Annotated in this window: 15 protein-coding genes; 2 read left to right on the forward strand and 13 right to left on the reverse strand. The window is 44.6% G+C overall.

Annotated features, from left to right (window positions below; all coding sequences use genetic code 11):
- Positions 1-5: 5 nt before the first annotated feature.
- The 6 genes from ACF8EG_RS21710 to htpX form a co-directional block, all read right to left on the reverse strand.
- Positions 6-1,262 (reverse strand): cyclopropane-fatty-acyl-phospholipid synthase family protein, encoded by a 1,257-nt coding sequence (locus tag ACF8EG_RS21710; protein WP_069505009.1) that lies wholly within the window; start codon positions 1,260-1,262, stop codon positions 6-8.
- Entirely contained in the window at positions 1,256-2,074 is an 819-nt protein-coding gene (locus ACF8EG_RS21715) for a DUF1365 domain-containing protein (RefSeq protein WP_069505007.1), read from the reverse strand. Before ACF8EG_RS21715 ends, ACF8EG_RS21710 begins: the two co-directional genes overlap by 7 nt.
- A 1-nt stretch (position 2,075) precedes the next feature.
- Positions 2,076-3,368, reverse strand: a complete 1,293-nt coding sequence (locus ACF8EG_RS21720; RefSeq protein WP_069505005.1) for an NAD(P)/FAD-dependent oxidoreductase — start codon at positions 3,366-3,368, stop codon at positions 2,076-2,078.
- An 11-nt stretch (positions 3,369-3,379) separates the two neighbouring features.
- On the reverse strand, positions 3,380-4,105 hold the full coding sequence (locus ACF8EG_RS21725; RefSeq protein WP_020840375.1) for an SDR family oxidoreductase: 726 nt from the start codon (positions 4,103-4,105) through the stop codon (positions 3,380-3,382).
- Positions 4,102-4,521, reverse strand: a complete 420-nt coding sequence (locus ACF8EG_RS21730; RefSeq protein ID WP_031850281.1) for a nuclear transport factor 2 family protein — start codon at positions 4,519-4,521, stop codon at positions 4,102-4,104. Before ACF8EG_RS21730 ends, ACF8EG_RS21725 begins: the two co-directional genes overlap by 4 nt.
- A gap of 214 nt (positions 4,522-4,735) precedes the next feature.
- The gene (gene htpX, locus ACF8EG_RS21735; RefSeq protein WP_005459987.1) at positions 4,736-5,599 is read right to left on the reverse strand and encodes a protease HtpX; all 864 of its coding nucleotides are present in this window, start codon (positions 5,597-5,599) and stop codon (positions 4,736-4,738) included.
- A gap of 357 nt (positions 5,600-5,956) precedes the next feature.
- On the opposite strand from htpX, the gene ACF8EG_RS21740 reads away from it, so the two are divergent.
- Positions 5,957-6,124 carry a hypothetical protein gene (locus tag ACF8EG_RS21740; RefSeq protein ID WP_005459995.1) on the forward strand — a complete coding sequence of 56 codons (168 nt, stop codon included), beginning with the start codon at positions 5,957-5,959 and terminating at the stop codon, positions 6,122-6,124.
- Between the two features lie 99 nt (positions 6,125-6,223).
- Here ACF8EG_RS21740 and bioD read toward each other — a convergent pair whose 3' ends face one another.
- Genes bioD through bioB form a run of 4 tightly spaced genes read right to left on the reverse strand, consistent with a single transcriptional unit; the run spans position 6,224 to position 9,903 of the window.
- Positions 6,224-6,910: a dethiobiotin synthase gene (gene bioD, locus ACF8EG_RS21745; RefSeq protein ID WP_005460040.1), complete on the reverse strand. Its 687-nt coding sequence runs from the start codon at positions 6,908-6,910 to the stop codon at positions 6,224-6,226.
- Positions 6,907-7,713: a malonyl-ACP O-methyltransferase BioC gene (gene bioC, locus ACF8EG_RS21750; protein WP_065788052.1), complete on the reverse strand. Its 807-nt coding sequence runs from the start codon at positions 7,711-7,713 to the stop codon at positions 6,907-6,909. Before bioC ends, bioD begins: the two co-directional genes overlap by 4 nt.
- Positions 7,713-8,864 carry an 8-amino-7-oxononanoate synthase gene (gene bioF / locus ACF8EG_RS21755; protein ID WP_069505003.1) on the reverse strand — a complete coding sequence of 384 codons (1,152 nt, stop codon included), beginning with the start codon at positions 8,862-8,864 and terminating at the stop codon, positions 7,713-7,715. Before bioF ends, bioC begins: the two co-directional genes overlap by 1 nt.
- The gene (bioB, locus tag ACF8EG_RS21760) at positions 8,851-9,903 is read right to left on the reverse strand and encodes a biotin synthase BioB (protein WP_005495747.1); all 1,053 of its coding nucleotides are present in this window, start codon (positions 9,901-9,903) and stop codon (positions 8,851-8,853) included. Before bioB ends, bioF begins: the two co-directional genes overlap by 14 nt.
- Before the next feature lie 129 nt (positions 9,904-10,032).
- Here bioB and bioA point away from each other — a divergent pair, with 129 nt between their 5' ends.
- Entirely contained in the window at positions 10,033-11,313 is a 1,281-nt protein-coding gene (gene bioA / locus ACF8EG_RS21765; protein WP_069505001.1) for an adenosylmethionine--8-amino-7-oxononanoate transaminase, read from the forward strand.
- Between the two features lie 69 nt (positions 11,314-11,382).
- Here the strand turns inward: bioA and ACF8EG_RS21770 are convergent, their stop codons facing one another.
- From ACF8EG_RS21770 to ACF8EG_RS21780, 3 genes are all read right to left on the reverse strand, one after another.
- Positions 11,383-11,649, reverse strand: a complete 267-nt coding sequence (locus ACF8EG_RS21770) for a DksA/TraR family C4-type zinc finger protein (RefSeq protein WP_025796319.1) — start codon at positions 11,647-11,649, stop codon at positions 11,383-11,385.
- A 140-nt stretch (positions 11,650-11,789) separates the two neighbouring features.
- Positions 11,790-12,503 carry a hypothetical protein gene (locus tag ACF8EG_RS21775; RefSeq protein WP_020903989.1) on the reverse strand — a complete coding sequence of 238 codons (714 nt, stop codon included), beginning with the start codon at positions 12,501-12,503 and terminating at the stop codon, positions 11,790-11,792.
- Between the two features lie 263 nt (positions 12,504-12,766).
- Positions 12,767-13,474, reverse strand: coding sequence for a peptidoglycan-binding protein (locus ACF8EG_RS21780; RefSeq protein ID WP_237772596.1), 708 nt, complete (start codon positions 13,472-13,474; stop codon positions 12,767-12,769).
- Positions 13,475-13,520: the final 46 nt, after the last annotated feature.

Raw genomic sequence — 13,520 nt, forward strand, 5'->3', positions numbered from 1 at the left:
AATTGTTATGGGCGCTGGAAAGTCATGTGAACGGCGCTGATCGTACGTGCAAGAAAACCGCCTTCACAATAACTAAGGTAATAACGCCACATGCGGACAAACCGGTCATCGTACCCAAACCCTCGCACAGCATCCTCTGCGCGGTTAAAACGGCGATGCCACTCATTCAGTGTTTTTGCGTAGTCTAGGCCGATGTCAAACAAATCACGAACCACCAAATCACTGTGCTTAGTGGTCGCTTGTGTCAAAGACGTCACCGACGGCAAGAAACCACCAGGGAAAATGTATTTCTGAATAAAATCGACATTGTTGCTGTAATAGTCGTAGCGCTGATCCGCAATCGTAATCGCTTGGATAGCCATCAGGCCGCTAGGTTTTAATAACGACTCGCATTTTTTGATGTAGGAAGCTAAGAACTGTTTCCCCACGGCTTCAATCATCTCGATAGAAACCAATTTATCGAACGCCCCGGAAAGGTTACGGTAGTCTTCTTTAAGTAAAGTAATTCGATCGGTTAAACCTCGTTGTACGATTTGCTGTCGAGCATACTCATGCTGCTCTTCCGAAATGGTCGTTGTTGTCACGCGGCAACCGTATTGCTCAGCCATGTATATCGCCATCGCACCCCACCCTGTTCCAATCTCAATCACATGGTCGGTAGATTGAAGATCCAACTGCTGGCACAAGCGTTCCATTTTATTGATTTGAGCTTGCTCTAAGGAGTCGGCACTTGTGTGGTAAAGCGCTGATGAGTACAGCATGTTGGTATCTAAAAAAGCTTCATACAAATCATTGCCTAAATCGTAATGAGCATGGATGTTCTTCCGAGAGTTTTCTTTCGAGTTTCGATTCGTCCAATGGCTAAACTTATAAAGTAACTTGGTAAGCCAACTACCCTGCTCCTCAAGCTTATCAAGGGCCCGCATATTTAGCGCCATCAGCTTCATCAACGCAGTTAAATCTGGACTGTCCCACCAGCCATCCATGTACGCCTCACCGGCAGCGATGCTACCGCCTTGTAATATTCTGGAGTAAAAACCTGGGTGCTTAACCTCAATGGTCGCAACGACAGGTTGGCCACTATATTCCCCGTTTGGCGCAGTAAAACGTTCACTGCGCTCCTTTGTCTCGGTATGAAACGATTCAATAATGGTTAAGCAACCCATTTCCATCTTTTGCAGACATTGAAAAATAACTCCGCGAGCCGCTTTCTGAGTCGTCGTCAGTTTGCCCGGCAATGTTATAGAAGTCGTATTTAACATGCAGAATTCTCCTTGTGCTTATTATTTTTCTTATCTGATTTGTCGCTAGAGGCTTGACTTTCATTGGACGCCAAATATTTAGGGTGAGAATAAAACGGCGCACCTTTAATCCATAACTTCAACGCATGCCAGTATATTCCAACCATCACTTTTACTGTTTGAATTGGTGTTCCGATCAAGCACTTCAATAAAGAACCACTGGAAAATGGCTGTGCTTTCATAGCCATTGTGGCGTCGAAGTGTTTTTCACCTTTATGGCATTCAAGATGGATATTTAACTTGTCTGTAAGCGGCTTTATTTTCCAGCGGTACAATTGGTCTATCGGGTTGAACGGTGACACGTGGAATGCTTTGTCTTGCTCCCAACCAAAATCTTCATCCTTTGGGTCAGCCGCTATCGCGTAATAATGGCGCTCATTCCAAGGTGTATTGCTGACTTCGGCGAGAAGATATTGCCATTCACCTTTTTGGTCATACAGGTAGTAAAAATTCACTGGACTAAAATAAAGCCCGAGATAACGCAAGTGACAGACAGCCAGTACTTTGCCGCTGCAACGTACGCCCGTAAGTTCTGCGACTTTATCTTGCACCGCTTTTTTCAAACTCCCTTCACCGAGGTAATCATCACGTTTGAATCGAGCCCAATGCCACCAGCGAGTCCCAAAGCCCCAAACTTTTTTCTCAAGTAAGCCAATTTCATCCAAATCAATCGCTGGCATAAACATTGAATAATTCAGCTCGTGCTTAACGGGCGTAAAACGACGATGTCTTACATTGCCTATAAATAACTGACTGTGAGAAGGGATACTCATATTACGCAGCACCTTGTTCATAAAGTGTGTCACTTTTCTCGTTATGTTTAGCGGCAATTCCTTTCACAACATCCAAAGCACTGCGCACGCCATCTTCATGGAATCCGTTGTACCAATAAGCGCCACAAAACCACGTATGTTGAGCTCCTTGTATTTCTTCTTTGCGTTGCTGGGCAGCGATAGACTCCATCGTAAAGACAGGGTGATGGTAGGTGAACTGACGCAGAATCTTGTTCTCGTCGATATCTTCAGTACGGTTTAAGGTGACGCAGAATGTGTGTGAAGAGTCGATATGCTGCAAAATGTTCATGTTGTACGTCAGGGACGGCAATCGTTGCAGCTCCTCTTCGCCTCCTTCCAGCAAATAGTTCCACGATGCCCATGCAGATTTTCGTTTCGGTAATACACTCGTGTCAGTGTGAAGAACCACATCATTTGCTTGGTAAGCCATATTAGACAAAATGTCGTTTTCACATGACGAGGCATCACTGAGCATTGCTAAAGCCTGGTCGCTATGGCAAGCAAAAATGACTTCATCAAACCATTCACACTGCCCATTTGCATAAATCGCTACACCTTGTTCACTGCGAACGACTTTTTCAACCGGACTATTCAGTCGAATCTTATCTGCAAACCCTTGCGTTAAAGATGGAATATAAGCACGTGAACCACCCTTGATAACATACCATTGCGGACGATTCATCACGTCTAACAAACCGTGATTGAGGAAAAAACGTAAGAAGAACATCAATGGAAATGCACGCATATCAGCGAGGGAAGATGACCAAATCGCCGCGCCCATTGGCAGAATATAGTTGTCAGAAAAGAAATCACTAAACTGGTGCTCATCCAAAAATGCACCCAGCGTTTGAGAACTCGATATTTGCTCAGTAGCAGACGCTTTTGCTAGTTTATTGAAGCGTAAAATCTCAAGAATAAAGCGATAGAATTTTGGATTAAGCCAATTTCGCTTTTGTGCGAACAATGTTGTTAATGTGTGGCCATTATATTCCAAACCATTGCCATCGTTTCTCACGCTGAAACTCATTTGCGTCGGAATACCTTCCACGCCAATTTCATTCATCATTTTGATAAAATTTGGATATGTACGGTCGTTGTATACAATGAACCCTGTATCAATCGCATAATCCTCATTCCCGACACGTACATCAACCGTCGCCGTATGGCCACCAATATAATCGTTGGCTTCGAACAAAGTGATATCGTGTTGTTGGTGCAGATAGTACCCACATGTCAGTCCAGAAATTCCAGTGCCTACAATAGCGATTTTCATGCTTCTTCCTTTTAAGATACGAGTTTAGCCGTCAGCCTTGCTTGCCAACTGTATGGAAGCAACGAGATAAAGCGGAGAATGCCTGTAAATCTCGCCGGAAAATAAATGTGGCTTTTATTCGCCGCTAGCTGCTTTCTCAATAATTGAGACGCTTGCTTGGTTGAAATGATCATAGGCATCTCAAAGGTGTTTTTATCCGTTAGGGGCGTTTCAACAAACCCAGGAAACACAGTAATCACTTTGATGCCTTTCTTCTTAAGATCCACAGCGAGCGTGCGCGCAAAGTAGCTCACTGCCGCTTTTGACGCGCCGTACGCTTCCGCTCTTGGCAGCGCGACTTCGGAGGCAATGGAGCCAACAATGACAACGCGGTGCCCTCGCTGAAAATACGGTTGGCAAGCTTCTATACAGTTAGCTACACCTACGACATTAACATTCATCACGCGCGCCATAAGTTGCGCATCTACAATGCCATCATCCATGTATTCGCAATCACCCGCGTTGAAGATCCATGTATCTGGAATCGTCTTAAGCGAAGACAGTACTCGCTTCGTCTCCTCATAATCGGTTACATCAAACTTCAGCGTTTCAATAGATGAAGAAGTTGCCGCTAGCTCGGCAAGTACAGCTTCATTGCGTCCACATGCGATGACACGCGAACCAGACTCAGCAAAGTCGAGAGCCAGCTGTTTACCTATCCCGGAGGTCGCCCCCGTAATTAAAACGACACTGTTCATCGCCCCAACCTTTGCTTAATGGTTTTGATGACAGAGCCAAGCAGAGGCAAATGCTCATAAAGCATTTCACCCAAATCAAAATAATCTCGGTGATAAATGACTTGGCCATCGGAGAACTTCATGTGGGAAACACCGCTCACAGCGATTGGAGCCCCTTTGTGTAATTTCGGATGTTGAAGATCCATAGTCCAAGTCAGGAAACCCGTGTCCCCAACCTGCTGATGATCATGGATGATGAAATCACAGCGAATCACATTCTCGTACAATGACTGGAAATAATCAGAAAGAGCAGGCAGTCCTTCTAAGCGATGAGCCGAATCTTCAAACACCACATCTTGGTGATAAACGTCTTTCAGAAGATGCAGGTTCGCTTTGTTAAGCTTCTGGTAAATGTCTCCAACCGACTGTATGTCCATTCTTTCACTCCCAAATGTCACTGATGGTTGTACAAAAGTATTATATGTACAAGATAGACTAATTAGAAAAAGTTGTACAAAAAAAAACTTGTATAACTTTGTTTCTGCGCTTTGATTTTTAGAAAGTAGTACGTAATCAAATTGGTGAGCGATCATCAGGCAAAAAAAAGGCTTGGTAAAAACCAAGCCTTTTCAAAAAACTATGCAAGTCGTATTACTGGTTGCGTAGGGCCGCAATACGTTTATCTAGTGGTGGGTGGCTCATCAGTAGCTCTGTTAGAGACTGCTTACCGTTGATACCGAACGCCATCATTGTGCCATCGAGTTTCGATTCTTGGCTCATCTTCAAACGCTCAAGAGCAGCAATCATTTTCTCTTTACCTACTAAGCGCGCTGCACCTGCATCGGCATGAAATTCACGGTGACGGCTGTACCACATAGTGATGAAGCTTGCTAAGAAACCAAAGACAAGTTCCAACACCATAGACACACCAAAGTACACCATCATGTTCGTGCCTTGGCCTTCTTCATCGTCGTTCGATGCCACGATATTGGCGATAAAACGCGATAGGAAGATAACAAACGTGTTCACAACACCTTGCATTAGCGTCATCGTGACCATGTCGCCATTCGCAATGTGGCTCACTTCGTGCGCCAGAACGGCTTCAGCTTCATCACGCGTCATGTTGTGTAGAAGACCAGTCGATACAGCAACCAGTGAATCATCACGCTTAGCACCTGTCGCGAATGCGTTGATGTCTGCAGAATCATAAATCGCTACTGTTGGCATACCAATGCCCGCTTGTTGCGCTTGACGGCCTACCGTCTCAAGCAACCAATGCTCTGTTTCGTTACGTGGGCTTTCAATCACCATGCCGCCAACTGAGCGTAGTGCCATGCCCTTTGACATCATTAACGAAATCAATGCGCCACCAAAGCCAAATACAGCTGCCATGACAAGTAAACCAGACAGACTGCCTGGTTGCATTCCAGTGGTCGCGTAAACAATATTCAGAACAACACTAAGAACCAGCACAACAGCTAAGTTAGTTGCTAGGAATAACATAATTCGCTTCATTACTTTTCTCCGAGGAAGCTTATCGTTTTTTTAAAACGGATTGTTATATGGAACATCTTTTAAGGGAAATCAAACGCTGTAAAAGCCGATTCCACTTAGTTTCGTGCTCCGTTGCGTTATAGATATAGTCTATCCGCGATAAAAACAAGGTTAAGCAATAAATTGCAACATTTGTTTTCGAGACTGAAAAATCATAAACAAGTTACCAACCTAAAAACAGCACCTTAGGCTAAGTATAGACTTTGGTCTTATTGTGATGACAAATGAACATGCTAGATTCAAGCGAGATGAACAAAACAGAGCACGCTCTAAGAGCGTTATTGAAGCTCGAAACTTCCATGTCTTGAGGGAAATATCATGGTAGAAACTAACGACTATCAAATGGCTATCGATTTACTACGTTGTCACCTAGGGATCTCAGAGGATGAGGCCAAACAGCAACTCGGTATTTCAACCGATCATCACTTGTCTAAACGTGTTGCTGAGACACAGCAAGCGTTGATGGGACTTAGCCAAGAAAAGTAGCAGTAATCTTATTAAGCTACACCAATAGATAAGCTACACCAATAGAAAGGGCTGCAAATTGCAGCCCTTTGGTTTTGAGTACGTTTACAAGAAATGCTCTTAATCGATGTTCAGTAATGGCTCAACGTTAATGTATTTACCCAACTCTTTGCGCTTCGCACTTGGAATGTAAGGGATCTCGCCTAACTTCGGTGCATCGATGCGCGATTCAAGCATTTCAATAATGTCCGCGTAATGTTCTGTGCCTGGGTTAACTCGGTTCGCAATCCAACCCACTAGGTTTAGACCATCTGCTTTGATGATTTCCGCCGTTAATAAAGCGTGGCTCAAACAACCCAGTTTAATACCCACGACAAGTACCACTGGTAGCTGCTCTTGCTGTACCCAAGTAGACAAGCTGTCTGTGTCTGACACAGGAACACGCCAACCACCAGCACCTTCTACCAATACAACATCGGCTTGCTCTTTATGTTGAGCGAGCTTTTCACTCAGCAAATCGTATTCGATTTCAACCTGCTCGTGCTTGGCTGCGATGTGAGGAGAAGCTGGTAATTCCAAAGCGTATGGGTTCACATCTTCATAAGCCACTTCTAAGGTTGCGGCTTTTTGCAAGTGCAGTGCATCTGAATTGCGCCAACCTTGCTCTGTTTTTTCGCTTCCTGCAGCCACTGGTTTGTAGCCAATGGTATTTAGTCCTTTTGCTGCGAGTGCTTGCAAGACGGCTTTCGACGCCACCGTTTTGCCTACATCAGTATCCGTACCAGCAATAAAAAATGCATCAATCATAAATGTATGACTCCAAAACAAACCTGATAAGTTGCAGGTAGAAGACCTTGATCGTTTTTGAATGCTTGGTACGCGCGCTCGACTTGTAACAAAGTACGACGACTTGTTAGACCATGTGAGCGCCCGCTTACGTGATTTGCACCAATACCTTTGAGATCACGCATAACAGAAAATGCTGAGTCGTACCAAACTGTGATGGTGGTCGAGTCTAGATGATGGTTATGGCATCGAGATTGCGCTAACGCAATTTTTACCTGATTGAGAGTAATAAAGTTATTCACGTGTTGATATGTGTCAATTTTTGCCCACGAATCGCGCAGTTCGCATAGCGAGCCATCAACTAGTGTTGAGAAGCACCCTTTACCATTAGCAGTTAATATTCGGCGAATTTCTCTCAATGGATAACTTAAATCGACACACCACTGTAGCGCGAGACTTGAAAACACATAGTCAAAACTAGCGTCCTCAAATGGCAAGCTTTCCGCGTCTGCTACCACATAACGAACATTATGGTCACCACAACGCTCGCGCGCTTTGTCCAACATTCCTTGCGAAAGATCGGCGCAAACAACACTTGCGCCTCGCTCTAGCAATAGCTGAGAAAAATATCCGGTTCCACACCCCAAGTCCAAAACGCGCTTGTTGGTAAGATCGCTTGGGAGCTTTTCCAACAAACGATGGCCAACACCTCGTTGAAATGCCGCATGTTTGTCATAGGTGTCAGCCGCTTTGCCAAAAGACGAAGCAATCGCCTCTTTGTCTTGGTGTACGTTGTCCAACACCATGTTTTCGGCATTATCCATTACAGCGCTCCTAATGCTTGTTTCAATGCGATTGAAAGCGTTTTAACTTGTTCTGTACTATGGTTCGCAGTGAGCGTGATACGAAGGCGTGATGTACCTTTCGGAACGGTTGGTGGACGAATCGCGGTGACCCATATGCCATTTTGTCGACAAGCATTCGCAACCTGCAAAGCAAGTTCTGATTCGCCAATAACAAATGGCTTGATCGGGGTACCTGTTTCAACAAAGCCATCCAGATCGCTTAGATTCGTTTGATAAACCTCATTTAGCTCCACCAGCTTTTCGCGTCGCCAAGACTGCTCTTGAATCATAGAAACCGCATGTGTCAACGCGTAGGCCTGCGCAGGTGGCATTGCTGTTGAATACACATGGTGACGAGCAAACTGGGTCAAAAAGTCACCCGTTGCTTGATCACACAAAATCGCCGCGCCGGACATGCCAAACGCTTTACCGAAGGTCACGACCAAAATCTCTGGTTTGACATTAGCAAGTTCACAAGAGCCTCCACCCGCTTCGCCGAGCACGCCAATACCGTGAGCGTCATCCACTGCTAACCAAGCTTTACGTAAGCGAGCTACTTCCGCAATGTCTTTCAACGGCGCGCAATCGCCGTCCATACTGAAGACACCTTCAGTCACGACCAGATGATTGCCTTCGTTAGTAAACAGCGTTTCTAAATGCTTAATGTCATTGTGCTTAAAACGCTTCATTTTCGCCGTTGACAGTGCGCCTGCTTCCATCAAAGATGCGTGGTTTAATCGGTCTTGAATCAATACGTCTGATTTTTCTAGCAGGGTAAAAAGCAACGCTTGATTAGCACTGAAACCAGAACCAAATAATACCGCCCTCTCGAAGCCCAACCATTCAGTTAACGCCGCTTCTAAGTTGCTGTGCGCAGCACTGAAGCCAGTGACCATGGGTGATGCCCCACTGCCACTGCCATAAACGCTCAGACCTTGATGCCAAGCACGTACAAGCGCTTGATCATTGGCTAAGCCTAAATAATCGTTGCTTGAGAAGTTGATGTAGCGTCTGCCATCATGTTCTAAAATCGATTGGTTTCCGGCAAATACCACATTCATTGAACGATTCAACCCTTGCGCTTTACGAGCAGAAAGAGCAGATTCGATTCGAGATTTAAACGCTGGCATCGTAGAAAAGATCGTCTTTAGTTGGACGTGCAGCAACGCGCTCTACCACGCGATCCAGCAATTCGTTTTCTTCGATTTCATCAGGTTTTTGAGACACTTCTTGGCTGTTAATACCCAGCTTCTTAAACAGCATCATGTCTTTGTCTTCAGAAGGGTTTGGGGTCGTTAGAAGTTTGCAGCCGTAGAATACTGAGTTTGCACCTGCCATAAAACACAGCGCTTGCATCTGTTCGTTCATGTTTTCGCGACCAGCAGACAAACGCACAGCCGATTGAGGCATCATGATTCGTGCGATCGCAATCAGGCGGATAAAGTCGAATGGCTCAACATCGTCCACAGTCTCCAGCGGTGTGCCCTTCACTTTTACCAGCATATTGATTGGTACGCTCTCAGGGTGTGTAGGAAGGTTCGCCAATTCAACCAGCAAACCTGCACGATCGTTGGCACTTTCACCCATGCCGATGATACCGCCAGAACAAATCTTCATACCAGCATCACGAACGTGAGACAGCGTATCCAAACGGTCTTGGTAAGTACGAGTGGTAATGATGTTGCCGTAGAACTCAGGCGACGTATCTAGGTTGTGGTTATAGTAATCCAGACCCGCGTTTGCCAGCTGCTTCGCCTGCTCTGGCGTTAACATACCTAACGTCATACACGTTTCCAAACCCATGTCTTTTACGCCTTTGATCATATCGGTCAAATGCGGCATGTCGCGCTCTTTCGGGTTCTTCCACGCTGCGCCCATGCAGAATCGCGTCGAACCTGCATTTTTCGCTTTTTGAGCAGCGTCGAGTACACGTTCGACTTCCATCAGACGCTCTTTTTCGATGTCTGTGGTGTAACGAGCGCTCTGAGGACAGTACTTACAATCTTCTGGACAAGCACCCGTCTTAATCGACAGAAGCGTGCTTACTTGAACATGGTTGGTTTGTTGGTATTGACGATGAACAAGCTGCGCTTCAAATAGGAGATCCATGAATGGCTTTTCCATGAGATCGCGCACTTCAGCATGCGTCCAGTTATGACGAACTTCCACGTGTATTCCTTTAATCACTTTTTTGTTGTGTTGACAGTCTACTTAGTCTCGATAAACTGTCAACACAACAAGAAACAACGAAGTTTACATTGGTTTATTTTTTAACCTTAACAACTATTGGAATAGAACATGGATCTCGCCTTCGACCGCCATCACATCTGGCATCCTTACACTTCAACGTTGACACCTCTGACCTGCTACCCAGTGGCCTCAGCAAATGGTGTACACATTAAATTGGAAGATGGGACAGAGCTTGTCGATGGCATGTCTTCTTGGTGGTCGACTATCCACGGCTATAACCATCCCCACCTAAATCAAGCGGCTCACCAGCAAATCGCTCAAGTGTCACATGTCATGTTTGGCGGGATTACCCACCAGCCTGCAATTAGTTTGTGTAAGAAGTTGCTGTCCCTCGCACCAAATAACCTTGAGCACGTATTCCTTGCCGATTCAGGTTCCGTTGCCGTAGAAGTTAGCTTAAAAATGGCTCTGCAATATTGGCATGCGAAGGGCGAACGCCGACCGAAGTTTCTGACTTTGCGCCACGGTTATCACGGTGACACCTTTGCAGCCATGTCGGTTACCGATCCAGATAACTCAATGCACTCTCTCTACAAAGGCTTTTTACCTGAGCATATCTTTGCCCAGTCACCTACTTGTGGTTATTGGGATGAGTGGAAGCCAGAAGACCTTGCTGACTTTGAACACAAGATTGACTCGCACCATCAAGAGCTTGCAGCGGTGATCCTAGAGCCTATCGTTCAAGGTGCGGGCGGCATGCGTATCTACCATCCAGAATTTCTCAAAGGCGTTCGTAGGCTTTGTGATAAATATGACTTGTTATTGATTGCAGATGAAATCGCAACAGGGTTTGGACGCACTGGCAAATTGTTTGCCTGCGAACATGCAGATATTCAACCAGACATTCTGTGCGTCGGCAAAGCACTCACTGGCGGCTACATGACCCTTTCAGCGACGCTGGCGAGTAAACATGTCGCTGACACGGTTTGTGGTGGTGACGCAGGTTGTTTCATGCACGGACCAACCTTTATGGGTAATCCCCTCGCCTGCGCTGTAGCAACGGCGAGTTTAGAATTGATCGAACAAGGTGACTGGCAGCAGCAAACCCAGCAAATCGAAATGCTGTTTTCTGAATTACTGCCAAAACTTGAAGAATACGACTTGGTGAAAAACACCCGTTGGTTGGGTGCCATTGGCGTCGTAGAAACGCATCGCCCAGTGAATATGGAAACCATCCAAGCACTGTTTGTTGAGCACGGTGTTTGGATTCGTCCATTTGGCAAACTGATTTATATGATGCCGCCATTCATCAGCAAACCAGAAGATATTGAAAAGCTAATTAATGCGATTGATGCAGCGTTGCAACGTAAAGACTGCTTCGCTTCATAGTTCAACTCAACACGAAAACGGTTTGAGTATGAGACTCAAACCGTCTCTTTATTTACAAGAACAGCAAAGCTATCGAAGTTGACTGTCTTTACTCGCTCGTCGATTAAATAATGCTTGGCGTTGAGACACCAATTCGATTGTTGACTGACATTCGATACAAAGACGAACACCTTTCATTGCAACTCGACGCGCTTCAGGTATCTCGTCTCCACATTCATCACAATAGTGAGCACTTTCGCCCCGTTTAATATTGCCACGAACACGGGAAATCTCGTCGTCGATAGTATTTTGAATTTGTTGGCTAACGCTATCGTCACTTGCCCACCCTACGGCCATAAGCCCTCCTCGTTACTTGAATGAGAAAATCTACTTACCGTGGTAAGGTGGATTATTATATCGATTACAAATAACAAGATAATTAGGGTGAATTAGAAAACACTATTACATTTAAGTAAAAATAGAAAACCTAAAATCAATTACCATTCTTTGATTAGTTCATATGACCCATTCTCGTGAAGCCTTGAAAGAACATACCCATGCGTAGAGCCATAGCTTCCGCTTAACACACTGTTTTCCTTTAACAATATTACATCTTCCAAACCGTCATCATTGTAATCTCCGGTCGCAAGAAGAGTAACTTTTTGGTAACCATCGGAGTTATCGTAAAATACAGCCTGAAAGTCATTCAATCGCTCAAAACTAGTGATTCTATCCATATCAGCCCATCGATGTGCTTCTTTAGATTTTCTCAATTGTTCATCAGAAATTATAAAACTCAACTCTGACGGAGATATATCCGGCAGCCTCTCACTAATGATGCTGTCTGATATGTAAGAAGTATTAGATGGTTTAAGAGCCCCCATCACTTTCCAAGATTCACATAAGACTTTTGTTGCCATTAACGCAGAATACTCTGAGTCCATTTTTGCGCTAAATTTTTTTTTGCCTTTTTGCTCGAGTTCTGCACAACTTTTAGCTACTGAGACTTCTCCAGATGGGGACTTTAGTGGGAACTCAAAATACCATTCTGCACCATAAGCAGCTCTGACATTGTCCTGCGTTAAGAAGATCACTTTCTCGACAAAAAAACGATCAGAGTTGTTGTAAGGGCTATAGAAAGGCTCTATCAATATTGGTTTTGCTAATAAGCTAGAAGAAGATAAACCTAGTAAAATTAAGAGTGATTTCATTAATGCGACCTTAATAAGTTTGCTACATAAGCATTTCTTTCTGCTTGTACACCATTTCTTTTCGACTCGAGGGCGGCTTGCTGATAATTTCCGTTTCGAATATGCCCATTAAACTTTGGATAAGTATCTTTAAGTTTTGGCATACCTAAATTAAATATCATGTCAAAAAGCGCTAGCTTTACGTTGTCCGGATAAGATGTAAACGCTTCATCTCCATAGATAACCTTAAGCTCTTTTTCGAAAGACTGTATGTGATGTGCTACCTACTCGTTCATCACACTTTCAGTTAATTTGAGGACTGTAAAGGGCTTAAACCTTGAAGCAGGCTCGGATTCACCAAAAGGTCGAGCCTTAACACGCAAAAACTCTTCCTTGATTTGCTCGTGAGTAGCAGGTTCATTTGTAGAGCTGTGAACGAACGGGAGCTTTGTTGCTGCGGTAACGTCACTTAACATATTACCTACCCCAACAGTTATATAACCTCTGGTATCCAAATACATATGCTCAACTCTTCCCTCATATTGCTCTAATTTAATCTTGAGCTTCATTTTGAGGGAGGATGAAACAGGCACAGACTTCTTCGCGCTCAAAACCGTGATAGCCTGTGTCAACTTACGATGACTTCTTCCATTCACATCGATTCTTCCATCTGGACGAGCTATTCCAACAAGGTTTTTCTGAAAAGCTTTGATTGCGGCGACAGTCTTGGAGTTTTCAGGTCTAGAGCCCAGTTTCCCATCTACTTTAAGCTCCTTTATTCCCTTTAAAGAGCCGAGCAATTGGTTAATAGACCTTTGCACCGTTCGAATATCAGAATCCACATTTTTACCGCCCAAACCAACAGAGCCGCTTAATCTTATCGAAACCACGAAAGTACCTCCTTTTACATTTTGGAGGAGCTTGTCATGCCCAATAAGGCTTAGAAAAATATCATTAGAAAGCAGTTTTAATAATTTAGGACGACTATGCAATACCCCATCCAGCATTTACATAACAACGTATTTTCACTCGACGCAG

Origin of the sequence: Vibrio sp. YQ_11, assembly GCF_043103065.1 — a bacterium.
GTDB classification, from domain to species: domain Bacteria; phylum Pseudomonadota; class Gammaproteobacteria; order Enterobacterales; family Vibrionaceae; genus Vibrio; species Vibrio parahaemolyticus.

Excerpts from the sequence above, each read along its gene's own strand:
- ACF8EG_RS21710 (WP_069505009.1), bottom strand. The coding sequence starts at position 1,262 with ATGTTAAATACGACTTCTATAACATTGCCGGGCAAACTGACGACGACT.
- ACF8EG_RS21715 (WP_069505007.1), bottom strand. The coding sequence starts at position 2,074 with ATGAGTATCCCTTCTCACAGTCAGTTATTTATAGGCAATGTAAGACAT.
- ACF8EG_RS21720 (WP_069505005.1), bottom strand. The coding sequence starts at position 3,368 with ATGAAAATCGCTATTGTAGGCACTGGAATTTCTGGACTGACATGTGGG.
- ACF8EG_RS21725 (WP_020840375.1), bottom strand. The coding sequence starts at position 4,105 with ATGAACAGTGTCGTTTTAATTACGGGGGCGACCTCCGGGATAGGTAAA.
- ACF8EG_RS21730 (WP_031850281.1), bottom strand. The coding sequence starts at position 4,521 with ATGGACATACAGTCGGTTGGAGACATTTACCAGAAGCTTAACAAAGCG.
- htpX (WP_005459987.1), bottom strand. The coding sequence starts at position 5,599 with ATGAAGCGAATTATGTTATTCCTAGCAACTAACTTAGCTGTTGTGCTG.
- ACF8EG_RS21740 (WP_005459995.1), top strand. The coding sequence starts at position 5,957 with ATGGTAGAAACTAACGACTATCAAATGGCTATCGATTTACTACGTTGT.
- bioD (WP_005460040.1), bottom strand. The coding sequence starts at position 6,910 with ATGATTGATGCATTTTTTATTGCTGGTACGGATACTGATGTAGGCAAA.
- bioC (WP_065788052.1), bottom strand. The coding sequence starts at position 7,713 with ATGGATAATGCCGAAAACATGGTGTTGGACAACGTACACCAAGACAAA.
- bioF (WP_069505003.1), bottom strand. The coding sequence starts at position 8,864 with ATGCCAGCGTTTAAATCTCGAATCGAATCTGCTCTTTCTGCTCGTAAA.
- bioA (WP_069505001.1), top strand. The coding sequence starts at position 10,033 with ATGGATCTCGCCTTCGACCGCCATCACATCTGGCATCCTTACACTTCA.
- ACF8EG_RS21770 (WP_025796319.1), bottom strand. The coding sequence starts at position 11,649 with ATGGCCGTAGGGTGGGCAAGTGACGATAGCGTTAGCCAACAAATTCAA.
- ACF8EG_RS21775 (WP_020903989.1), bottom strand. The coding sequence starts at position 12,503 with ATGAAATCACTCTTAATTTTACTAGGTTTATCTTCTTCTAGCTTATTA.